Source organism: Algibacter sp., assembly GCF_029245835.1.
In the GTDB taxonomy this organism is placed as follows: domain Bacteria; phylum Bacteroidota; class Bacteroidia; order Flavobacteriales; family Flavobacteriaceae; genus Algibacter_B.
The window spans coordinates 1-22789 of record NZ_JAQWOO010000062.1 but is presented as its reverse complement, the minus strand read 5'-3'; the positions used below and the strand labels follow the sequence as shown (position 1 = coordinate 22789).

General features: G+C 34.1%; 21 protein-coding genes and 1 pseudogene. 11 read left to right on the top strand and 11 right to left on the bottom strand.

Translation table 11 applies throughout. From position 1 onward, the window contains the following. Positions 1-189: 189 nt before the first annotated feature. The 10 genes from P8K68_RS10235 to P8K68_RS10190 all read right to left on the bottom strand — a co-directional run bounded on the left by P8K68_RS10235 (position 190) and on the right by P8K68_RS10190 (position 9938). Positions 190-1242, bottom strand: a complete 1053-nt coding sequence (locus P8K68_RS10235) for a porin (RefSeq protein WP_300250427.1) — start codon at positions 1240-1242, stop codon at positions 190-192. Positions 1243-1260: 18 nt separating this feature from the next. Then, the gene (locus tag P8K68_RS10230; protein WP_300250426.1) at positions 1261-2289 is read right to left on the bottom strand and encodes a rhodanese-like domain-containing protein; all 1029 of its coding nucleotides are present in this window, start codon (positions 2287-2289) and stop codon (positions 1261-1263) included. 22 nt (positions 2290-2311) lie between these two features. After that, complete coding sequence (locus tag P8K68_RS10225) at positions 2312-3304, bottom strand: rhodanese-like domain-containing protein (RefSeq protein WP_300250424.1); 993 nt, start codon at positions 3302-3304, stop codon at positions 2312-2314. Between the two features lie 317 nt (positions 3305-3621). Beyond that, positions 3622-4236 carry a rhodanese-like domain-containing protein gene (locus tag P8K68_RS10220; RefSeq protein ID WP_300250423.1) on the bottom strand — a complete coding sequence of 205 codons (615 nt, stop codon included), beginning with the start codon at positions 4234-4236 and terminating at the stop codon, positions 3622-3624. Between the two features lie 119 nt (positions 4237-4355). Next, positions 4356-5045: a rhodanese-like domain-containing protein gene (locus tag P8K68_RS10215; RefSeq protein ID WP_300250421.1), complete on the bottom strand. Its 690-nt coding sequence runs from the start codon at positions 5043-5045 to the stop codon at positions 4356-4358. 18 nt (positions 5046-5063) lie between these two features. After that, a complete protein-coding gene (locus P8K68_RS10210) occupies positions 5064-5654 on the bottom strand; it encodes a YeeE/YedE thiosulfate transporter family protein (RefSeq protein ID WP_300250420.1) in 591 nt (196 codons plus the stop codon). A 21-nt stretch (positions 5655-5675) separates the two neighbouring features. After that, positions 5676-6203 carry a YeeE/YedE thiosulfate transporter family protein gene (locus tag P8K68_RS10205; protein WP_300250417.1) on the bottom strand — a complete coding sequence of 176 codons (528 nt, stop codon included), beginning with the start codon at positions 6201-6203 and terminating at the stop codon, positions 5676-5678. Between the two features lie 9 nt (positions 6204-6212). Continuing rightward, on the bottom strand, positions 6213-7154 hold the full coding sequence (gene nrfD, locus P8K68_RS10200; RefSeq protein ID WP_300250414.1) for an NrfD/PsrC family molybdoenzyme membrane anchor subunit: 942 nt from the start codon (positions 7152-7154) through the stop codon (positions 6213-6215). Between the two features lie 10 nt (positions 7155-7164). Further along, a complete protein-coding gene (locus P8K68_RS10195) occupies positions 7165-7698 on the bottom strand; it encodes a 4Fe-4S dicluster domain-containing protein (RefSeq protein WP_300250413.1) in 534 nt (177 codons plus the stop codon). Beyond that, complete coding sequence (locus P8K68_RS10190; RefSeq protein WP_300250410.1) at positions 7695-9938, bottom strand: molybdopterin-dependent oxidoreductase; 2244 nt, start codon at positions 9936-9938, stop codon at positions 7695-7697. Before P8K68_RS10190 ends, P8K68_RS10195 begins: the two co-directional genes overlap by 4 nt. 166 nt (positions 9939-10104) lie before the next feature. Here P8K68_RS10190 and P8K68_RS10185 point away from each other — a divergent pair, with 166 nt between their 5' ends. From P8K68_RS10185 to P8K68_RS10135, 11 genes are all read left to right on the top strand, one after another. Further along, positions 10105-11991: a hypothetical protein gene (locus P8K68_RS10185; RefSeq protein WP_300250407.1), complete on the top strand. Its 1887-nt coding sequence runs from the start codon at positions 10105-10107 to the stop codon at positions 11989-11991. A 242-nt stretch (positions 11992-12233) separates the two neighbouring features. Continuing rightward, positions 12234-12983, top strand: a complete 750-nt coding sequence (locus tag P8K68_RS10180; protein WP_300250404.1) for a Crp/Fnr family transcriptional regulator — start codon at positions 12234-12236, stop codon at positions 12981-12983. 262 nt (positions 12984-13245) lie between these two features. Next, entirely contained in the window at positions 13246-14640 is a 1395-nt protein-coding gene (locus P8K68_RS10175) for a CmpA/NrtA family ABC transporter substrate-binding protein (RefSeq protein ID WP_300250401.1), read from the top strand. Positions 14641-14669: 29 nt separating this feature from the next. Next, entirely contained in the window at positions 14670-15779 is a 1110-nt protein-coding gene (locus P8K68_RS10170) for an ABC transporter permease (RefSeq protein WP_300250398.1), read from the top strand. Between the two features lie 277 nt (positions 15780-16056). Continuing rightward, a complete protein-coding gene (locus P8K68_RS10165; protein WP_300250395.1) occupies positions 16057-16905 on the top strand; it encodes an ABC transporter ATP-binding protein in 849 nt (282 codons plus the stop codon). A gap of 9 nt (positions 16906-16914) precedes the next feature. Beyond that, a complete protein-coding gene (locus P8K68_RS10160) occupies positions 16915-17745 on the top strand; it encodes an ABC transporter ATP-binding protein (protein WP_300250392.1) in 831 nt (276 codons plus the stop codon). A 129-nt stretch (positions 17746-17874) separates the two neighbouring features. Further along, the gene (locus tag P8K68_RS10155; RefSeq protein WP_300250390.1) at positions 17875-19119 is read left to right on the top strand and encodes an alginate export family protein; all 1245 of its coding nucleotides are present in this window, start codon (positions 17875-17877) and stop codon (positions 19117-19119) included. Positions 19120-19311: 192 nt separating this feature from the next. Beyond that, complete coding sequence (locus P8K68_RS10150) at positions 19312-20847, top strand: YifB family Mg chelatase-like AAA ATPase (RefSeq protein WP_300250388.1); 1536 nt, start codon at positions 19312-19314, stop codon at positions 20845-20847. Between the two features lie 111 nt (positions 20848-20958). Further along, entirely contained in the window at positions 20959-21315 is a 357-nt protein-coding gene (locus P8K68_RS10145) for a hypothetical protein (RefSeq protein WP_300250385.1), read from the top strand. Between the two features lie 252 nt (positions 21316-21567). Next, positions 21568-21984, top strand: coding sequence for a transposase (locus P8K68_RS10140; RefSeq protein WP_366143744.1), 417 nt, complete (start codon positions 21568-21570; stop codon positions 21982-21984). A 185-nt stretch (positions 21985-22169) separates the two neighbouring features. Continuing rightward, positions 22170-22310, top strand: coding sequence for a hypothetical protein (locus P8K68_RS10135; RefSeq protein WP_300250382.1), 141 nt, complete (start codon positions 22170-22172; stop codon positions 22308-22310). A gap of 358 nt (positions 22311-22668) precedes the next feature. Here the strand turns inward: P8K68_RS10135 and P8K68_RS10130 are convergent. Then, positions 22669-22789: pseudogene (locus P8K68_RS10130) on the bottom strand (IS1595 family transposase); the annotation flags it as partial.

Here is a 22789-nt window from a genome sequence, read left to right as displayed (position 1 = left end):
AACTTGGTGGGAGAAGACTTAATTGAGACTGACTATTCGTCTTCCAAACGATGTTGCTTTTCATACCTTTAAGATACGAAAACCAATACTTTTTTTAAAATCTAAAACAATAAAAAAGAGACTGCCTTTTTAGACAGCCTCCATGGTAATAACCAATAAACAATTATTAATAAACCAAAATTAATAATATTAGAATTTTATTTGTACTTGAGCTAGTAATTGATCATTGTTTACATCTACAACCGTTTCAATATTAGCGAGATAGTTTAGTTGGAAACGTACTTTATTATTCACAAAGTAATTAAATCCGATAGTCATTCTTTCCAAATAACCAATGTTGTCTTTTAAGTCTATGTCTGGATCGAAATATTCATATTTAAATATGGGTTCGAATTTTTCATTTACAGCGTATGTTGCCAACATATAGGCTCCATCTCTCTTTTCTCCTAATGCTATTGGAGTAGTACCGCATCCACCGGCAGCCCCAGCGAAGTAAGCACCCTCATCATAAATGTATTCGGCCTGTACTCTAAGTTTATCTAGTTCTAACAATAATTCTCCACCATAAGATGATCGATCATCCACATTATTATTTGGTATTGGATGGCCAAATCTAAAACTACCACCTACTGTTAAATTGCGTGTAATTTTATAGGTAGCTCTACCCATGATATCTTTTTTGGTATTATTATCACCTTGGTTGAGACCGGTACCATTCATGACAGCAACTGAGTAATTTAACTTATTGAATTTGTTACCGCCAAAAACTGCTAATCCAAAGTCTCGCTGTGGTGCGACTAGTTGATCTGCAACTACAGATCGCTCTATAGTTTTGAGCATATGGCATGGTGTTGCGACGTCTAAACTAAAGGGTTGCTTAAAAGTACCAACAGATATACGCGCCCAATTATCTGCTTCGTATGTTACAAAGGCATCCATTAAATAAGTGTCTGCAGTTCCTCCAATAAAAGGACTTGCTTCAAGCATAAAATAGTATGAGAAATCATCTAGAGCGTTTCCTCGAACGCCTATTCTAGCTCTTTTGAATCTAATGGTGTTATCTTGTTCGCCATCGGTAAAATTATAGTCAAATTGAGGTTGTATATAACCAAATATTTTCACATTTGGAGTCCCACCTTCGACATCGCTGCTTGTAGGATCATCTATATCACAACCTTGAGAAAACACCATATTTGTATTAAATAGCAGTGTTAAAATGAGCAATTTATATATGCTTTTCATATCGTTTTTGTTAGGGTCTTATTTATTGCTAATAATTTGTAAGTTTTTTGGGGTTGAATCGCCTCCCCATTGGTTAGTTGTCCAAGCAGGATTAGTATTATAAATACCATTCATACCAAAAGTCATAGAATAAGCATCGTAACCTAAAACTCTTAAACAAGCAGTTATAACCGCAGAAGTTTGCCCTGTATAACAATAAGTAACAACTTTTGCTCCTGAGTCAGGTTCCAAACCTTTATAAGAATCATCGGCTATAGTTAAAGGTAAAATTCTATAGGCTCCATTTATATGACCAAAACTTGAAGGTCCAGAGTAATCAGCTTCACTAAAATAATTATTGATAAAGTACTGAGATGGATTGGTTAACACATCAGATCCGCTTACTGTAGCCGCGCTAAATCCTGCTGCAACTAAAGCTTCAACACGTTGTTTTAAAATGGCTTCACCATCGGTTAATGTTGTAGAAATTGTTGGATTATCAAATACTAAATTTGAAGGAGCTCCTTCATAGGTCCAGTTTGTATGTCCATCTGCAAGATTACTACCTATTTTACCATTCCACGCTTTAGCTGTACTTTGATTCCATCCTGACATCCCCCATTTAAGTGATCTGGTGCTAGGGTAGCCATAAAGTCTTAATAAGGCCGTAGCATAACAAGCGGTTTGACCTGTGTAACACACCACTAAGATTGGTTTTGATGTAGTAGAAGCTGTTGTAAGAATATCCGAAAATGGTACGTTATTTGCACCATCAATATGTGCATCTAGAAAGTCAGTATTGCTTCTGATATCCATAATATAGTAGGTGTCAAGAAACGTTTGTAAAGCGTCAGCGGCAGGAGCTCCCACTACAAATTTTTGATTTTGTGAATTAACAAGTATATTGTTAATATCAAGATCATTTTGTACCATATACTCAGTCATAAGAGTAAAAGCTGGTGTGGCAACTAAAGTGTCGTCTCCTGGGTCGTCTCCTCTATCACATGATGTTAGAAATAGAGTAGGAACTAATAATAATCCGATTAGTAATAATGCTAATTTTTTCATGATATTATATTTTATTGGGTTGTTATTCAATTACGGGGAACATGTTAATTTCCTTTTTAGAAAAAGCGTCTAAACCTTGTTCTTTTAAAATTTCATTCATAAAGCTATTGGCGCCATAAGCTAAATTTCCGGTGTCATAGCCTAATACGTTTAAGTAGGCTACTATATATGCTGCTTTTTGACCTGTAGCTTCATACACTACTACTTTTTGATCTGTTGGTAGTGATAATAAATCATTGTTTAATGATGCATTAGGTTTAAAGTGAAGTGTACCTGGAATATGACCAGTGCATTTGTCTTGATCCCAATAGTTTATAATATAATAATTGGCAGGATTTTCGAAAATATCCATCGATTTTATAATGTACTCTTTGTACGGTGTTGCAAATAAGGTTTCTAATCTCGCTTTTAGAATTTCTTTGGCTTCTGTTTTCCCAGTATTTAATATGGGGTGTGAATTATGTTCTGGAATAGCTCTTTCTGTAGTTTCCAGTTTTGTAGCATAATCATTTTTAATATTCTTGTTCCATGCATTGTCTGCAAAATCTTCTCTCCAGGAGCTCATTCCCCATTTCATGCTATAAACATTATCATATCCAGCTAGTCGCAATAAGCCTGAATAATATGATGCTGATTGTCCAGAATAACATACTAAAACAATTTTATCAAAATCTACAGCATTAATAGTGTCTTTAAAATAGGTGAGTAAGTTTTCAGATTTTACATTTGCCGCATTTTTAATATGACCATATTCAAACCAAGCTTCGTTTCTGATGTCAATCAGATGAAATTTAGGATTTTTTATGTTTTTCTTAACCTCATCGGCCATTATTATTGGCAATGATTCTCCACTGATAAAGGTGTTATTCGTTTCAAGATAATTTAGCAAAATCTCGAATTCATCAGGAGGGTTGTTATTAATCTGTTTTATAGCGTTATCTGCACTTGTAAAACTGCTAAATAATACAGTTACAGAAATAGATAATACTAACAAAAATAAGGATGTGTTTTTCATGATATAATTGTTTAAAATTCAAAAACTAGTTTATTATATTAGTGTCGAAATTATAGTGTAAACCCAATTTTTTTTATGACTTTTATCAACTTTTATCTATAAATAATCGATAAGTTCTGTAACATTTGTTACAAATTAAAATATTGATTATTAGTAGGTTATGGGTAATTGCGGAAGAATAATAACAAACACCTTTTATTAGGGATTTAAATTTTAAATAAGAAGGTTTTAAAAAAGGCTATGTTATGAATTTAGGAGAAATTATTTAAAAAAAAAGCTGCTTAATTTTCATTAAACAGCTTTTATAATTAAAGATATTAACAACCGCCCTCGGGGGCTTTTTTCTTCTTTTTTTGAACCGTAATAATTTTTTTAACAGGCCTAATTATTTTTTTTGGTACTACTTTTACATTTGCCTTTTTTACAGATTCATTTATAAAAGTTTGAATATCATTCTCAGATTTTTCTATCGCACAATTTTGAGAAATAAGTTTATTTTGAGAATAGCTATTTTGAATGGATAGTAGTTTTATATTATCATAACCCAATTGATACAAAAATAGAAAAGGGACATTAGCTTCATGAGGATTATTACCATATAGTAGGGCTGTTTTATTTAATTCTTTTAATTCCTTAAAAAAAGCTGAATTAGCCTCATTTAATATTTCTGGTGTATGAATATTAATAGCATTTTCAAGATGACCTTTTTCAAATTCATTTGAACTTCTTACATCTATAGGTACATAATTAGGGTTATTTATGTGTTCTAATGTTACAAAAAAGTCATTATCGGTTATTTTTTCAAGTGCTTTTTGAGTATTAATGGCATATGTGTGTTTTGGTCGTTTATAGGTTAACAGACCAATTAATACCGCTAATATAAATAGTGTTAATGCTATTGATATGCGTTTTGTTTTTTCTAATTCTTTCATGTGTTATTTTTTATTGCTTTTCAACAGTCACATGTCATATCCATATAATCATTTTAAAAGCGTTTTAAAGATTTAGTTATATGTATATTCCATCTGATTATTCTATACTAGTAAACACTTTAACAACCACCTTCAATTGGCATTTTTTTCTTCTTTTTCTTAGGAATTACTTTTTTTTGTACTTCCGTTGGAGCCGTAGGGGTTTTTGTTACGTATTTCTTAATTACTGGTTTTTTAATAATTTTTTGAGGATAAGCTACACCAAAATATATACTCGCAGCCTTACGGAATGTATACAATTCAAACGCGTTAGAAGCCATGTTTTCTGTTGGTTTTTTTGGATTAATAATCGTGTTGAACCAATTACTAATACCGCCTTTTAGTACACGAAGGTTTTTGTAATTTAATCTATTACATAACAACCATGCTTGATCTGAATGAAAATTATCATTGGAAAATAGGATGACATCGAAAGCATCTTGATTTAAATAAGATTCTGAATCTGCATTTAAAATATTTTTAAGAGGTATGTTAAATGCATTTGGAAGACTATATTTTTTAAAATCGCTTTCATCTCTAACATCAATTAATAATAGTGATGGATCTTGATTGATTATTCTATCAGCAAGTTCATCAGTGGTTATATAGCGTTCAGGACTAATCGCAAGACTCAGTAATTCTTCAGGACTTATGCCTTCTTGTTGTTCGTATTTAGGTAATAACACTAAACTACCCGCTAAAACTATTAATATTGTTGCAAGTATTATATATCTGAAAGATAAAAATTTGACTAATTTTCTATTTACCATGTTGTGTAATTTTAGTTATTAGTAAAATACTTTTTTCACACGTTTACGAATCATATCAGTTGCGGCAAACATGACAATTGCAACTACTGTTAATATGAATACAAACCAATATTGATTGACACCTAATGAATCTACTAGAGTAATATTTCCTTCGAAATAACCATTATAAATAGGCTCAAAAAGCGGATATAATTCTGAGAATATAAAGACGCCAACCATAATACCAATTACGTTAACTATAGCATCTATTTTGCCAATAGCTACAGCTGATAAACTTGTACCGGGACAAAATCCTCCAGCTACAAACCCTATGCCCATGATGGCGCCACCAATAATGGCTCCCCATAAATAGGTAGGGTGAACATATAAACTACTCATATCCATATAGCCGAGGTAATCCATATATAATAGCCCGATTAAGGAAACTATGGCAGCTGTAAAAAACACTTTTAATACAGCAAAATCGTAGCCATAAAATACACCGGCTAATTTTCTTGATGACGAAAAACCTGATGCTTCTAAAATAAACCCGAAGAATATACCAATAATGATTGCAATTATACTACTCCATTCAAATGAAATTAACTCGTTTGGAATTAATGGTCCCATAATTTTTGTTTTTAAATATTTTTAAATCCAGTTTTTTCTAAAAAAGTAAGCAAACAGATATGCTGTACCAAAAATGGCGAGCATGGTTATAAATCCACCTGTTGATAAAACAGCCATCCCACTTAAAGCTGCTCCGCTAGTACATCCTCTAGCAATTTGAGCTCCAATTCCAAATAAAATACCACCGCTAAAAGCAAATATTAAACGACGTCTTCGTGTTATTTTTGGGGAGTGTTGTACACGCCAACCTATTCTACCAGATAATGCTCCAGATATAAATGCACCAATAAGAACACCTAAGGTTTCAAATACTAACCAAGTATTCATAGGCGATTCATCATCTTGTACAAACTTGCTGTAATATGAATGGCTTTCTGCGTGTTCATGTGCAGCAGCATCTACTAGAGTTACCACACTACTTTTCATCGCTCCACTAGCACCTAAACCTCTACCCGTTACATAGAAGGTGAAAATGATTAATATCCCGAGAAGGAATCCTCCAAAATAGGGGTTCCAATAGAGGTGTTTGTTTTGTTTTTTTTCTTTCATGATTTTTATTTAATAGAGGTATCTTGTTATTTGTCCTGCTTCTACCATTACGAATCTGAATATTAATCCACCAATTAGAATGAGTATAGCTGGTATAGCAACAGGTACTTTATAGCCTTTTATTTCCAACGCTTCAAGTATACCAGGAACAATCAACCCTAGTATAACCACAAAGCCGAAAAACATTAACGTGAATTCGCCACCAATTAGTAAATTCATGGCATCTAATTGAACTTCAGAACCTGCATACATGCCCATAATCATATGTACTATAAGTCCTAGTTCTATTATAATTAATGCTAAATCTATTTTACTGAAGAGATGTATTTCTTTGGTGTTTTTAGCTAAAAGAATAATTGTTGCTGCTCCAGTTGATAAGCCTGAAGTTAAGAACAGCGGTCCTAAAATGGCGTTGTTCCATAAGGGTCTTGCGTTGAATGCTGACAATAAGATTCCTGTATAAACACCTAAAATAATTGATAATGGCACTAGGGCATAAGCCATATTTTTTCTGTTTTTCTTTAGGAATTTTTCGAATTTATTGAGGAACTTAAATTTTAATTTCCATTTAGGGAATAATTCAGAGTAATAACTAAATACCCACATAAAGGATAGCGGCGTTGTAATTAACAATACCCAAGCCCCCCAAGACATTGGAGACTCTAAACGGATAGTGGTGTATAACTGCCAAGTGTATAAGGGATGCGTTAAATCGTAGACCAAAGCTAACAAGCCTAAAGACAAAGCTACTGGTGGCACCATTGATGCATACTTAACTGTTGTTGGATATTCCTTGTCTTTACCCAAAATGGTAACTACTCCAGCAAAAAATAATAAGCCAGCAGCTAAACCACCTAAAAAAAGATAAAGCGAAATGGGCCAATGCCAAATCTCTAATGAAGGATCTATATTAGGTATGTGTCTTCCACTTGTAAATAATTCTTCTTGCATAATTATAAGTTTATATTAAATAATATACCTGTGGTTTAGTTCCAGCTTCTGGAGCTAGTGTTTTCCACTTTCTGTTTTTTAATAATCTGGACACTTCACTGTTCGGGTTGTCTAAATCTCCGAAGTACATACATTTTGTTGGACAAACAGATACACATGCAGGCAATTGTCCTTTTTCTAATCTGTGATGACAGAAGGTACATTTGTCTACATAACCATCAGGGTGTTGGTATCGCGCATCATAAGGGCATGATTCTATACATGCTCCACAACCGATACATTCATCGCCAGTAACTAAAACGATTCCACCTTCAACAATATGGCTTGCTCCTGTAGGGCAACATCTCACGCAAGGCGCATTTTCGCAGTGGTTACAACGTTCAGATTTTAGTTCTAACTCTATATTAGGATAAGCTCCATTTACTGTTTCTGTAATCCAGTCTCTACAGTATCCGATAGGTACATCGTTTTCAGTTTGACACGCAACTACACAATCACTACATCCCACACATTTTAATGTGTCTATAACCATGGCATATCTCATATTTCTATAGTTTTATGTGGATCTTCGGTTAAGATTTCAACAAAGTTACCTCGCATTCCTGTTCCGCCCATAATGGGGTCGATAGCTACCTTACTTATCATTTGTGTGTCATTTATACCTTTACCGAATGCTCTGGTCAACTTTTTATTGTTATGTCCAAAACCATGGACCATATAAACAGAATCCCATCGAATACGTTCTGTAACTCTAACTTTTATTGAGAATGAAGAGGTAATTTTATCTTGATTTCTTAACCAAACAGATTGCCCCGTTTTTAATCCAATAATTCTAGCAACTTTTGGGTTTACCCAAAGATTGTTTTCACTTTTTAAGTCGTTTAAATTAGGGTTATTAGCCGTTCTACTAAAGGTATGCATGGGTGCTCGACCATAATTTAATCTATAAAACCCTTGAGGTGGCTCTGGATGTTTGGTGTAAACAGGGAGCGGGTCGAATCCTAAATTTTTCAATTCTTTAGAGTACAATTCAATTTTACCGCTTTCGGTTGGGAATTCGTAATTCTTATCTTCATCTAAATATAGCGGACCAGATTTACGCGGGAAATGTTTCACGCCAATCTTATTCATTTCTTCTAGCGAAGTTCCCATTTTATTTAATTGCCATTCAATAACTTCTTTGTAATCATCGTATTTAAAATACTCGCCTAAACCGATACGTTCACCAATTTGTTTGGCAACCCACCATCCAGGTTTAGAATCGTATTTTGGTTGTACAGCAGGAACTCTCACTGCAATTGAAGGTTCCCTGTTTGTTGCAGAACGAATGCCATCATAACGTTCTAAATAAGTACATTCTGGTAACACCACATCTGCATAACCAGTAACATCCATTGGCATGGTATCTAAAACGACCATGAACTCAAGATTATCCATGGCTTCTTCCAATAATTTTTTCTCTGGAATAGATTTAGTGATATTAGTACCTGCAACCATCATCGCTTTTACAGGATATTTATTATCCTCACTCGGGATGGCACATTTAATAACTTCAGTTGTAATGCCCATTTGCGCTAGCGGGAATTTCTCGCCAATATCTGTCCAATCCCATTTAGGATGTGGATAGTCGGGATGCGGGAATTTTGGAACTTTTATACTTTCTTTAAAGTAGAAGCCACCACGTCGTCCCCAAGAGCCTAATAATCCATTCAATATGGCCATGGCTCTTGCACGTTGCGTATCATCACCATACCAACTTACATGACGCCCAGGATGAATAATAACAGAAGGCGATGCATGTGCCATTTTTCTGGCTGTTTTTCTAATCTCTTCTGGTTTAATGGTTGTTATGCCATAAGCCCATTCTGGAGTAAAATTCAAGACATGGTCTTTTAATTCGTCAAATCCAGTGGTATATTTTTTTACATAGTCTTTGTCGTATAGCTCTTCTTCAATCAATACATTCATCCATGCCAACATTAAAGCAATATCTGTAGCTGGTTTAATAGCTAACCAATGTTGCGATTTACTTGCTGCGGTCGAGAATCTAGGGTCAACTGTAATGATAGTTGCGCCATTATCAATAGCATCAGACATTTCCTGAACTTGCGAATTGTGCATATTCTCACCAATATGAGAACCTATTAGCACCAAGCATTTAGTGTCACGTATATCTGTAGGCTCAGGAGAGCCAACCCAAGAACCATAAGTTAACGCAAAACCAGCCTCTCTTGCGCCTCTACATTGTGCATATGCAGGTTCAGCAATGGTGTCTGAACCATAAGCTTTAAACAAATGCTCTAAATGTTTTCCAGGAGAACCATGTTTTAATAAAGCAAAAGATTCTGCTCCATAAGTATTTTTTATATGTTTGAATTTTGATGCAATTAAATCTAATGCTTCATCCCAACTTGCTTTTCTAAAGGTTTCTTCACCATTAATAGTGGTTCTAATTAAAGGTGTTTTTAATCGATCATCGTCATTATACATGCCAACGCCACCTGTTCCTCTTGGACAAAGTCGCCCGTAACAATGTGGATCTGTTTCATTTCCTATAATTTTTTTTATATCACCATTAGTATCTGTATAAGCCCAAGCGGCACATTTCCAGAAGCAGACTTCGCAATATGTAGCAGATCTAACAAATTTTTTGGCAATATTTTCCTTAATAGCTGCATCTAATATGGGGTTGGATGCAAACAATTTATAAGCTGTTGAAGTAGCTGCTAAACCTCCTAAACCTAATGCAGAAATTTTTATAAATTTTCGTCGAGAAGTGACCATAATTCTTTTTGTTTTTCTGGTGTAAATATATTTTTAAAATGGCTATTTAATTATGATAAATGTCATGAAAACCAATACTTTATGTGTAACATTTGTTACATAAGCTTTAGTTTTTGTTATGGTGTTAATAATTTGTATTATTGTAAATTTGAGCAATTGATTGGTAATGAGGAATAAGACCTTTTCGGTATGGATTATAATAGTAGCAGCTATACTTTTTGCGCTATTATTTTTAATAAGAAATAAAACTTTTTTCAATAATCCTGTTTATATTAATGCAGAATATTCGAATATTGAATTAGCTTCAAAGGAATCTTGTTTACAATGTCATAATAACACCAAAGGCTATTCAAATTATCATAATCCCGATCTTATTGGATGTGCTAGCTGTCATTTAGGAAATACTAAATCTCTACTTAAAGATGTTGCACATAAGGGCATGATTTTAGTTCCAGGTAATTTATCTGATGCTAAGGATACTTGTGGAAAATGTCACGCTAGTGAATTGCATAAAATTGAAAACTCCTTAATGACTACCAATAGTGGTATTGTTGCCGTAGATAAATTTGTTTTTGGTGAGGCGGATAGCTTAAACTATCATTATCATATAAAGGACATACAATATACTGCGGCTGATAAACACTTAAGAGATTTATGTGCAAATTGCCATTTAGGAGCAGAAAAAACTTCCTATGGTGAAATAAATCAGTTAAGTAGAGGTGGTGGCTGTAATGCTTGTCATTTAAACTATTCCAGTGAAGCTAAAAATGATCTTAAACGTTATTTAGTTTCAAATAAAACGGAATTACCAAAATTTCATCCTTCAACAGATATTTTTGTTAATGATACACATTGTTTTGGTTGCCATAGTCGTTCAAGCAGAATTTCAACAAATTATATGGGCTTGCAAGAAACCTTATTAGATGCTGAAGAAGTTGTTAATATGGAAAATTATGCTGTATTAGAAGATCAGAGAGTTTATAAACATCAGGAAGAAGATTTGCACCATGCTAAGGGGCTATTGTGTATAGATTGTCATTCATCACATGAGGTTATGGGTAATGGTATTAAATATGCTCATGAAGAAGAAGCCGTTACTCTGCAGTGTAGTGATTGTCATTTTAAAGAAAAACCAAATACGATTCCGTATGATTCTTTGGACAGAGAAAGTATGTTAGTGTTTTTTCATCGTGATTATGAACATACAGACAAACAGATTATAGCTGTTGAAAAAGATGGACATCCTTTGGTGAACACGTTTGTAGATTCTACAGGAAATGCTTTTTTAATAGGAAAGAAAGACGGCGAATTGCATGAGCTTAAACCGCAATCAAGTGTTTGCTCTAGAGACCATGCTCATAAAGATGTGAGTTGTAGTGCCTGCCATTCGTCTTGGACTTCCCGTTGCATTGGTTGCCATAATCAATATGATGGTCAAGAACCAAATGCCTACGATTTATTAGATAAAAAATATGTAAAAGGTGAGTGGAAAGAATATGTAGCTGAATTTTCATCATCACAGCCAGCCTTGGGCGTTCGTGTGCATGAAGATAAAAACATCATAGAACCTGCTATTCCAGGTATGATTTTAACTATTGATAAAGGGAGTTATATTGGGAATCCAGAAAGCGACGTTTCGTTTCATAGGTTGTATGCGCCAAATTCACCTCACACTACTACAAAAGCGGTACGCGATTGTAAATCTTGTCATTCTAATCCTGCCACTTTAGGATATGGTAATGGTGCATTAGTATATGATATTAATAACAAAAAAGGAAAATGGATTTTCACGCCAGAATATGCCTTAAATCCTAACGATAATTTACCTGAAGATGCTTGGATTCCGTTTTTGAAAAATGTAGATAAAAATGTTGTTAATTCTACACGGGCAGATTTTAGACCCTTTAATGTTGAAGAACAAAAAAGGCTGCTTCGTGTTGGTGCGTGTTTAGAATGTCATGCTGATAACTCTAAAGAGATGCGACAAACCTTAAAACTGGGGATGAAATTGACATTAGAGAATCTTAGTGATTCTTGTGTGTTACCAGATTAAGTTTAAGATTGTAATATCACTTAACTTTTTTACAAAATGTTATTGCATGCTATATGTAATAGTAAATTCTATTTTTTTATGGGGTTCTATTCTTTCTATATTTTATGTTTTTGATATTTAATGATTGGAATAATTATAATTGAATAATATTCATTATTGTTTTTTGCGAAGCTTATAAAAACACGTATAGTATTTATAAAAGTAAGTATTATTACGTAATTTTGTGATAAGTACTTAATAATATGCTGCCATCTATTTCACATTCTAAATCAAAATATTCGTCTCTTAAAGATGTTTCATGTAGTGCTTGCACAAACAATAATTGTTTAATAAATAGAAATTTAAAAACACTTTCAAATTTTAAGTTTGCAGAGCATAAAAAAACACTAAAGTGCAAAAAAGGACAGCAATTTATTATGGAGGGCGCTTCTGTAAACGGTTTGTTTTTTATTTTAAAAGGTAAAGTAAAGGTTCTTAGAACAGGTATAAATGGTAGAGAACAAATAGTTCGTTTTGCAAAAGAAGGGGAAATTATAGGGCATCGTGGCTTTGGAACTGAAGAGTTTTATTCTATAGGCGCTATAGCATTAGAAGATTGTGTATTATGCTATTTTTCAAAAGAAAATTTGCAGGATGCATTGTTAGAAAACCCTAGTTTTACTTACGATATGATGTTGTTTTATGCAAATGAACTCAATAGAAGTGAGAATAAAGTAAAGTCTATTTCTCAAATGACGGTTCGTGAGCGGGTAATAGATACCTTATTATATATTCATAGAAAATTTGGCGATTTGAAAGGTTTTTTAAACTTGCCCTTGAGTCGAAAGGAATATGCAGATTATGCGGGTACTACGGAGGAGCAAGTGATTCGAATATTTTCAAGTTTAAAGAAAGAAGGCCTTATTTCTACCAAGGGAAAAAAGATAGCTATTACTGACGTTCAATTACTTAAAAATGAAATTAGCGAGCACAACTACTTCTTAGACGCATAATTTTCCCTAATGCGCTTTAGGTTTCAATTAATTATAAAATTTATTCCATTATATAAATTACTTAGGCTTATTTGTTTTCTACGTAATTATTTAACTTAATGAAAATCAAATATATATTTATTAAACCTGTTTTTTAGCAGGTTTTTTCATGTTTAAAAAAGAGGTTTGTTCATGGTAATAATCATGAAATAGAATGTAATGTACTTATATATTTGCCATGTGTAAGTATTAATACTTATATTAATTAAAAAACTATTCAATTATGAAATCTCTAATTAAAAGAACAACATGGATTTTACCCGTTGCAGTTTTACTGTTTGCTTGCGGTGGTAAAGAAAAAAAGAAAGATGTAGCTGAAACTACTGTTACTGAAACTTCAAAAACTAAAACATTAGATATTGAAAAACCACAATTAACTTTTGGTTTTATCAAATTAACAGATATGGCACCTTTAGCTATAGCAAAAGAAAAAGGATTCTTTGAAGATGAAGGCTTGTTTGTTTCTGTTGAAGCACAATCAAACTGGAAAAATGTATTAGACCGTGTTATTGATGGTCAGTTAGATGGCTCGCACATGTTAGCAGGTCAGCCCATTGCTGCAGGTGCAGGATTTGGTCGTCAAGCAGAGTTGGTAACTCCTTTCTCAATGGACTTAAACGGTAACGGTATTACGGTATCAAACGATGTGTGGTCTAAAATGAAACCTAATGTACCTAAAGGTGCAGATGGAAAGCCAATACACCCAATTAAAGCAGAAGCTTTAAAACCAGTAATAGACGCGTATAAAAACTCTGGTAAAGCCTTTAAAATGGGTATGGTATTTCCAGTTTCTACACATAACTACGAAATAAGATATTGGTTAGCAGCAGCAGGCATCCACCCAGGTATGTACACTGCCGATAACGTACAAGGACAAATTGATGCTGAAGTTTTACTATCTGTAACGCCTCCGCCACAAATGCCAGCAACACTAGAAGCAGGAACTATTTTTGGGTATTGTGTAGGTGAGCCTTGGAATCAACAAGCGGTATTTAAAGGTATAGGTGTCCCAGTGACTACCAACTACGATATTTGGAAAAACAACCCAGAGAAGGTATTTGTAATGACGAAGAAATTTGTTGAGGAGAACCCAAATACAGCTATTGCGGTTACAAAAGCACTAATTAGAGCTGGGAAGTGGTTAGATGAGCCAGTAAACAGGCCAGAGGCCGTAAAAATATTATCGATGTCTCAATATGTTGGTGCTCCAGAAGCAGTATTAGCAAACTCTATGACTGGTACTTTTGAATTTGAAAAAGGTGATAAACGTGAGATGCCAGATTTCAACGTATTCTACAAATACAACGCTACTTATCCGTTCTATTCTGATGGTATTTGGTTCTTAACACAAATGCGTAGATGGGGACAAATTCCTGAAGCTAAACCGGCAGATTGGTATGCTAATACAATTAAAGATATTTACAGACCAGACATCTGGACAAAAGCTGCTAAGCTTTTAGTAGAAGAAGGTAATATTCCAGCAAAAGATATTCCTACGACAGATGGTTACAAACCCGCAACGGCAGACTTTATTGATGGAACGAGTTACGATGCTAAAGATCCAATTGCATACATCAATAGTTTCAATATAGGAAACAAAGATAAAGCTGTACAATAAATAGCAGATTAACACTAAACAAGATAAAAATGAAGCATAGTATAACATTAGGAAAAGTATCCAAATTTATGGGACTAGGTTTTTTAACCACGTTTAAAGATCTATTCACTGGGAAGCTAGAAAAGGAAGATTTTAAAAACTTCCTGCGTAAAGTAGTCGTACCACTTGCTTCCATTTTCTTATTTATTGGACTGTGGCATGCAGGCTCTAAGTCTTTGTATAATATAGAAGCAGATTTTAGAATTAATAAGGCATTAGAAGAGCAAGGACAAGTAGCGGCAGATGCTGTTGCTGCTTGTATAGCTCTAGGCGAGGATTCCAGTTGTCAACCAAATACATTGCCATCGCCTGCTCAGGTTTGGGGGTCTTATAAATCTTTATTGAGAGACCACAACATTATTAGTGCAGATAAAGCGGCTTTTATAGAAAAAACCGCAGTACTTAATGAAAAACGAGTTGCTGATGGTAAGGATCCGATTGTATATACTGGTCGCCCGTCGTTTGTAGATCAAATATTTAGAAGTTTACAAACGGTATTCGCAGGGTTTTTATTAGCCTTATTAATAGCGGTGCCTCTAGGGATTTTTATTGGATTGAGTCCCACGTTAAAGAGTTCCTTCAACTGGTTTATTCAAATTTTTAAACCGGTATCGCCAGTAGTTTGGTACTTATTGGTTTTTATGATTGTAAAAACATTGCTAATAGGTTCTAGTGAAGATAGCTCGTTTACCATTTCATTTATTAGTGTGGGTTTATGCTCTATGTGGGCCACTTTGGTAAATACTGCCATGGGGGTTTCTAGTGTAGATAAAGATTATATAAATGTGGCTAAAGTATTAAAGCTTGGCACTTTTCAGAAAATATTTAAAGTGGTTTTACCATCGTCTTTACCATTAATATTTACAGGTTTAAAAATCACTTTATCTGTAGCGTGGATGGTTTTAATTGCTATTGAGTTATTAGCACAAAGTCCTGGTTTAGGATTGTTTGTTTGGGAGGAATTCCAAAATGGTGCCAATGATTCTAATGCCAAAATAATCGTAGCCATGTTTGTGATAGGTATCATCGGCTTCTTACTAGACCGATTGATGCTAACCATACAGAATTGGGTGAGTTTTGATAAAACGGATGCGATATAAGAAAGTTAGAGGTTTGAAGTACGAAGTTAGAAGTTTAGCTTGTTTACGGATAAGTATTTACTGAAGACTGAGAACTGAAGTTGGCGGATTGACCCGCGTTAGGGATTGAACGGTATGTTTGAGCTCCCCGACGCAGGAGGGAGCGAGTAGTGAAAGCCCGACCCTTGTGGTAACGCCCAAGAAAAAGTTGATTTGTTTATGCGTGGATTCGTTTTGAAGAAATACACGAATGAGTAAGTATAAACAACTAAACAGATAAACGAAAAAACATTTTAGAATGGCATACTTAGAATTAAATAACATTTACAAGACTTACGGACAAGGAGAGAACGAAACCGAGGTACTTTCGAATATTAATTTATCGATTGAAGAAGGTGAGTTTGTTGCGATTGTGGGGTTTACAGGAAGCGGAAAAACAACTTTGGTAAACTTGATTAATGGTTTGCTGGAACCTACAAAAGGCGAAGTTTTGTTCAAGGGTGAACCGGTACAAGGAACAAGTCATGAGCGTGGGGTAATTTTTCAGAATTACTCATTATTGCCTTGGTTGACTGTAGGGCAGAATATTTTTATGGCGGTTAAAGAAGCGTTCCCTAAGAAAAGTAAAACTGAGTTGAATACTATTGTTGCAGACTATGTTGACATGGTAAGTTTAACACCGGCAATTAATAAACGTCCGAAAGAACTATCTGGAGGCATGCGCCAGCGTGTAGCCGTTGCGAGAGCCTTAGCCATGAAACCTGAGATGATTATTATGGACGAACCCCTTGGTGCTTTAGATGCCCTTACGCGAGGAAATTTACAGGATGAAATTTTAAATATTTGGGGAAAAGATAAACGAACGGCGTTATTGATTACTAATGATGTGGATGAAGGTATTTATATGGCAGATCGTATTATTCCGTTGCGGCCGGGACCAAATGCAACTTTAGGGCCTGAGTTTAAAATAGATATTGAACGCCCTCGTGATAAGACAGAAATGAACGATAATGCCAATTTTAAAGAAACTAGAAATGCTATTATTGAATACTTAATGGACATAGGTGAGGAAAGAAAATCTGAGGCTAAAGCAGAATTTGTACTTCCGGATTTAAGCCCGAAAGATTTTGTGAATCAATTTAAATAAGGAAAAGATATGAGTACTATAATTGAAAATAAAAAAACGGAAATTATTACTGATAACGGACTTTTTCCTTCGAATGATGTTATGCTTGATTTAAAAAAACTAAAGAAGGTGTACCCAACTCCAAATGGTGATTATGTGGTTTTGGAGGACTTAAATCTTCAAATTAAAAAGGAAGAATTTGTTACTATAATTGGGCATTCTGGTTGTGGTAAAACAACGATGCTTTCTATGATTGCAGGATTGAATCCCATTTCAGGCGGAAATATTTCAGTACTAGGTAAACATATAAAAGGACCAGGACCCGATAGAGGCGTGATTTTTCAATCGCCTAGTTTAATGCCTTGGATGACAGCTCTACAAAATGTAATGTTGGGCGTTAATCAGGTATTTCCTGATGCAACCAAAGCTCAGCGAAACGATATAGCAAAATACTATTTACAAAAAGTAGGTTTGGAGGATGCCTTTAATAAGCGCGCTTCTGAATTATCTCAAGGGATGCAACAGCGTGTTGGTATTGCCAGAGCTTTTGCCATAAAACCTAAGGTATTATTACTTGATGAACCTTTTGGGATGTTAGATTCTTTAACCCGTGGTGAACTTCAAGATATTTTAATTGAGATATGGAATAAAGAAAAAATTACCGCGGTTATGATTACCCACGATGTTGATGAAGCTATTTTTTTAGCAGACCGCGTGGTTATGATGACTAGCGGCCCTAAAGCAAAAATCGGTGATATTTTAGATATTAATTTTGAAAGACCAAGAACTAGGAAGTCGGTTTTAGAACACGACGATTATTACAAATACAGAAAACATTTAATAGATTTTTTAGAACATTAATTAAATAGAAACAACAAAGATTTAAAATGTATTTGTCAGGTTATGAAATACCCGAAAATTTCATAATAAGCGATAACTATCATTTAAAAAAACAACTTAAAAACAATCAAAAATTAAAAACAAGAAAACATGAAAAAACAATACATTTTAATAGGCTTAATGGCATTGATAGTTCAATTTGCACAAGCACAGTTTAAGTTAGATGGTGAATTTAGACCACGTACAGAATACTTTGGTAATGGCGGTAATTTTACAGGAGGTTCTTTTCCTGCTCAAACCGCTACAGATGCAGATGAAGGCTTTATGAGAACAACCGTAAGAGCTGCTATAAAGGCTACATATACAGCAGAAACTTATACTGTATTTACTAGTTTTCAGGAAGTATTTGCATTTGGTGATAGACCTCAAATTGCTACTAACGGAAACGGAAATTTTAGAGTTCAAGAAGCTTGGGCAAATCTAAAACTAGGCGAGTTTTCTAGTTTAAAATTAGGTCGTCAACCATTATCTTATGATGATCAAAGAATCCTTGGTGGACTTGGTTGGGCGCAGCAGGCAAGAACACATGATGCTGCAGTTTACAAATTCAAGAAAGGTAGCTATAGCTTAGATATTGGTGGTGCTTTAAATACGACTTTAGATGAAGTATACAATACTTCTGCATTATTTTCTTATAGAGATATGGTATTCTTAAGAGCAAATACCAAAGGAGAAAAATTAAATATTTCTTTCTTAGGATTGATTAATACTTTTCAAGATTCGGGTGTAGATGGTTCTAATAAGTCTAGCTTAATTACAGCTGGTTTACATGCTGATTATAAATTAGGTGATTTGTCATTAACCTCAAATCTGTTCATCCAAGAGGGAGAAAGATTAGGTGGTGTAGATGTTAAAGGTGCTTTTTTAGCTAGTTTAGGTGCTGTTTACAAATTGAATGGTCCTAATTCTATCGGTTTAACTTATGAAGTTATATCTGGAAGAAATAGTGACTCAGCAGCTTTCTTTCCATTATACGGTACAAACCACGCATTTAATGGTTTAATTGATAGATTCTATGTAGGGAATCATGGAAATGCTGGAGGTTTAAAAGACTTACAGTTAACATATAAGACAAAAGTTTCTGGAGTAGCTGTAACAGTGGCAGGACATTACTTTACAGAACATTCTGATTTTAATGCTTTTGAAAGTAAAGATTTAGGTACAGAGATAGATTTGGTGTTAGCAAAAAAATTCAAAGAATTCACATTAGTAGGAGGTTATTCTCACTTCTTTGAGCCAAGTGATATATCTGATATTCCTGGAGTAAAAGGGACACAAAACTGGGCATGGGCTATGTTAGTAATTCAGCCAAAATTTTTAAATACAGCTAAATAATATTAATTTTTTTCATCAGTGAATTGGAAATAATTTTCATTATATTAATGTAATTAGTTTGATATTCCAATTTATGAATCCCGCTTCGGCGGGATTTTTTTTATACTATACATTCATTAAAAATAAATTGAATGATACTTCATTTCATAAATATCAAATACATTTCTTACATTTAGGCAGTAAATAAAAAATATGCTTAAAAAAGTTTTTGCTAGTGCGGTTTTCGGTGTGGAAGCTTCGACCATAACAGTTGAAGTCAATGTCGACAAAGGTGTTGGTTACCATCTTGTAGGTTTGCCAGATAATGCTATTAAAGAGAGTAATTTTAGAATTGCCGCAGCACTACAAAATAACGGTTATAGGATACCAGGAAAGAAGATTATTATTAATATGTCGCCTGCAGATTTAAGGAAAGAAGGTTCTGCATACGACTTAACTTTGGCCATTGGAATATTGGCTTCTACAGATCAAATTAAAGCTGAAGGTTTAGATAACTATTTAATCATGGGTGAATTGTCTTTAGATGGCACTTTACAACCCATAAAAGGCGCATTACCCATTGCTGTTAAAGCTAGAGAAGAAGGGTTTAAAGGGTTTATTTTACCGAGCCAAAATGCAAAAGAAGCTGCCATAGTTGACAATCTTGAGGTTTATGGCGTTGAAAATATAGGGCAAGTTATTAATTATTTTGATAAAGGCGAACCATTAGAGCAAACTATAATTGATACCAGAAAAGAGTTTGAGAAAAATCTAGATTTCCCAGAGTTCGATTTCTCAGATGTGAAAGGACAGGAGGGTATTAAGCGCTGTATGGAAATTGCCGCCGCAGGTGGGCATAATATTATTTTAATAGGACCACCAGGTGCGGGTAAAACTATGTTAGCGAAAAGGCTTCCAAGTATTTTACCACCCATGACACTTCATGAGGCATTAGAAACGACTAAGATTCATTCTGTTGTTGGACGAGTTAAAGATTCAGGGTTGATGGCGCAACGCCCATTTAGGAGTCCGCATCACACAATTAGCAATGTTGCGCTAGTAGGTGGCGGCAGTTATCCGCAACCAGGAGAAATTTCTATGTCGCATAATGGTGTGCTATTTTTAGATGAGTTGCCAGAATTTAAGCGAGAGGTTTTGGAAGTGATGCGTCAGCCATTAGAAGATAGAGAAGTAACCATCTCTAGAGCGAAGTTTACGGTGACTTACCCGTCGTCGTTTATGTTAGTGGCGAGTATGAATCCGAGTCCAAGCGGTTATTTTAATGACCCAGACTCGCCCGTAACATCTAGTCCAGCCGAAATGCAACGCTATTTAAGTAAAGTTTCTGGTCCGTTGTTAGATAGAATAGATATTCATATAGAAGTGACGCCAGTGCCTTTTGAGAAATTGAGTGATGAAAGAAAAGGAGAGACTTCCGTCGAGATAAGAAAACGCGTAACAAAGGCAAGAGAAATTCAAACCAAGCGTTTTGATGATTCTGATGCGGTACATTACAACGCTCAAATGAATGTGAAGCAAATCAGGAAATATTGTGTTTTAGATGAAGATTCAAAACAGCTTTTGAAAACCGCTATGGAACGTCTTAATTTATCAGCCAGAGCTTATGACAGGATTTTGAAAGTTTCAAGAACCATTGCGGATTTGGAAGGTGCTGAAACAGTAAATGGTTCGCATATTAGTGAGGCCATTCAATATCGAAGTTTAGATAGAGAAGGGTGGTTGGGTTGATAAGTTCCTGCGGAGGCAGGAATCTTTTTAAAATAAGTTAGAAAAATCAATCTTTGAAACCACGAACGCTACGTTCGTGGTAGTAATGAGCGGATGAAATAATACGAATTCATGAATAAATATTTGAAATACACACTATATGTTTTGCCATTAATAATCTTTGCTTCTCTGGTATTAAACGACATGTTTTTCAATAAAAAGAAAGAACTAATAATTGCCGATTTTGTTGATATTGAAGTGATTAAAGTAAGAAAATATAAAAACATTATAATCTTAAAAGACACCATAGCAATTTTTCAAAATACTAAAAGAGTATTTCCCAAGAAAAGTAAACATTATTACAAAAATTATTATCAATCCATAAAATTAGTGAAAGCACCTTATCATTTATTCAAGGAAAGACGAAGTGATACGATAGTCATTATAAAAAATAAAGATTCTTTATTTTATAAACTTCACCTTTTATAATATTTATATTTTTCTAAAAATCTGAACGCTACCGCTCGAATCCTTTCGTTTGGGGGCATCTATCTATTTTTTAATTTAATCTATAAGTAAACCTTAATACAAAATCAATGAGTAGAAATTATAAATTCCATAATCCTGAAGGATTGGATTTTATAAGTTTTGCGGTTGTGGGCTGGTTAGATGTGTTTACCAGGAATGACTATAAAGAGTTATTTTTACAAAGTTTGCAGTTTTGTCAAAAAAAACAAAGGCATGGTAATTCATGCTTGGTGTATTATGAGTAATCATGTGCATTTGGTTTTTAGAAGCATAGGAGGACAAAACCCTGAATTATTAATAGGGGATTTAAAACGATTTACGAGTAAATCCATTGTAAAAAGTATACAAGAAAACCCGCGAGAAAGCCGAAAAGAAATTTTATTAGATTTTTTTAAAAAAGAAGCTGAAAAAAGTTCTAATGTGACACATTATCAGTTTTGGCGACATGATAATAATCCAATTGAGCTTTGGAGCAACAAAGTAATTCAACAAAAAATAGATTATGTAAATAATAATCCTGTGGCAGAAGGTTTAGTTTATAAAGCAGAAGATTATGTATATAGTAGTGCTATTGATTATCCAGGTGAAAAAGGATTAATTGATGATGTGGTAGTTTTTAGGATGTTTTGATGGATTGTAGCACGGACCACACGAAAGGATTCGTGCGGTAGCGGGGAGTAGATTAAAAACAAGTTAAACTATATATTGAAGTTAATACTTACGAAAAAATATATATTTTAGACGAAGTGCAAATAAAAACGTTTTAAAACTTATAATTTTGTATTGCCCTCTTAATCCATTGAATACTAAAAATTATGAGTAAAAATAAAAACATACAATTACCAAATTGGACTTGGTGGCAATTTGGGCTATTCATAGCTATAATTATAATAGCTTTTAAAATTAATATAAGTTTATCAGAACTTACAGAATTAGTTAGACTAATTAAGAAGTGAAACTTTTTTTAAGGGGTAAAACCGCCCCAAAACAACTAGCTATTCCCAGCTAACGTTAGTTTGTAACTAGTGGTGTCAAGAGTAAAACTCAATTTTTAAATATTCTCTAAAGCTTATCACATCAAAACATATTCTAATTAACAACACCCAAACTCGGTAAACCAACCAAAACCATCACATTTAAAAATGCATTTAGCAGATAATTGCGTTAGGGATTGAAGTGGATAGCCCACAGCCTGACGTAGGAAGTGCGAGGACTTGGAACGGAAAGCGCGACCCCTCTTCGGGGTAACGCCCATAAAACAAACATTTTTAAGCTAAGTATTAATTAAAAAATATTTTGAATATCCGTTATAAGTCATAATCCTGTGATATTAGCAATAACAAGCCTATCGAAGAGTTGGTCTCCAAAATATCTACGATTTAGTTTATAGACGAATTCATTTAAGTATAATTGGAGATATTTTCCTTTAATTTTA

Bases quoted from the DNA above. Each gene is read 5' to 3' on its own strand.
- P8K68_RS10210 (WP_300250420.1), bottom strand. From the start codon at position 5,654: ATGGGACCATTAATTCCAAACGAGTTAATTTCATTTGAATGGAGTAGT.
- P8K68_RS10220 (WP_300250423.1), bottom strand. From the start codon at position 4,236: ATGAAAGAATTAGAAAAAACAAAACGCATATCAATAGCATTAACACTA.
- P8K68_RS10215 (WP_300250421.1), bottom strand. From the start codon at position 5,045: ATGGTAAATAGAAAATTAGTCAAATTTTTATCTTTCAGATATATAATA.
- P8K68_RS10140 (WP_366143744.1), top strand. From the start codon at position 21,568: ATGGTAATTCATGCTTGGTGTATTATGAGTAATCATGTGCATTTGGTT.
- P8K68_RS10190 (WP_300250410.1), bottom strand. From the start codon at position 9,938: ATGGTCACTTCTCGACGAAAATTTATAAAAATTTCTGCATTAGGTTTA.
- P8K68_RS10170 (WP_300250398.1), top strand. From the start codon at position 14,670: ATGAAGCATAGTATAACATTAGGAAAAGTATCCAAATTTATGGGACTA.
- P8K68_RS10145 (WP_300250385.1), top strand. From the start codon at position 20,959: ATGAATAAATATTTGAAATACACACTATATGTTTTGCCATTAATAATC.
- P8K68_RS10150 (WP_300250388.1), top strand. From the start codon at position 19,312: ATGCTTAAAAAAGTTTTTGCTAGTGCGGTTTTCGGTGTGGAAGCTTCG.
- P8K68_RS10180 (WP_300250404.1), top strand. From the start codon at position 12,234: ATGCTGCCATCTATTTCACATTCTAAATCAAAATATTCGTCTCTTAAA.
- P8K68_RS10160 (WP_300250392.1), top strand. From the start codon at position 16,915: ATGAGTACTATAATTGAAAATAAAAAAACGGAAATTATTACTGATAAC.
- P8K68_RS10205 (WP_300250417.1), bottom strand. From the start codon at position 6,203: ATGAAAGAAAAAAAACAAAACAAACACCTCTATTGGAACCCCTATTTT.
- P8K68_RS10165 (WP_300250395.1), top strand. From the start codon at position 16,057: ATGGCATACTTAGAATTAAATAACATTTACAAGACTTACGGACAAGGA.
- P8K68_RS10225 (WP_300250424.1), bottom strand. From the start codon at position 3,304: ATGAAAAACACATCCTTATTTTTGTTAGTATTATCTATTTCTGTAACT.
- nrfD (WP_300250414.1), bottom strand. From the start codon at position 7,154: ATGCAAGAAGAATTATTTACAAGTGGAAGACACATACCTAATATAGAT.
- P8K68_RS10185 (WP_300250407.1), top strand. From the start codon at position 10,105: ATGAGGAATAAGACCTTTTCGGTATGGATTATAATAGTAGCAGCTATA.
- P8K68_RS10175 (WP_300250401.1), top strand. From the start codon at position 13,246: ATGAAATCTCTAATTAAAAGAACAACATGGATTTTACCCGTTGCAGTT.
- P8K68_RS10195 (WP_300250413.1), bottom strand. From the start codon at position 7,698: ATGAGATATGCCATGGTTATAGACACATTAAAATGTGTGGGATGTAGT.
- P8K68_RS10135 (WP_300250382.1), top strand. From the start codon at position 22,170: ATGAGTAAAAATAAAAACATACAATTACCAAATTGGACTTGGTGGCAA.
- P8K68_RS10230 (WP_300250426.1), bottom strand. From the start codon at position 2,289: ATGAAAAAATTAGCATTATTACTAATCGGATTATTATTAGTTCCTACT.
- P8K68_RS10155 (WP_300250390.1), top strand. From the start codon at position 17,875: ATGAAAAAACAATACATTTTAATAGGCTTAATGGCATTGATAGTTCAA.
- P8K68_RS10235 (WP_300250427.1), bottom strand. From the start codon at position 1,242: ATGAAAAGCATATATAAATTGCTCATTTTAACACTGCTATTTAATACA.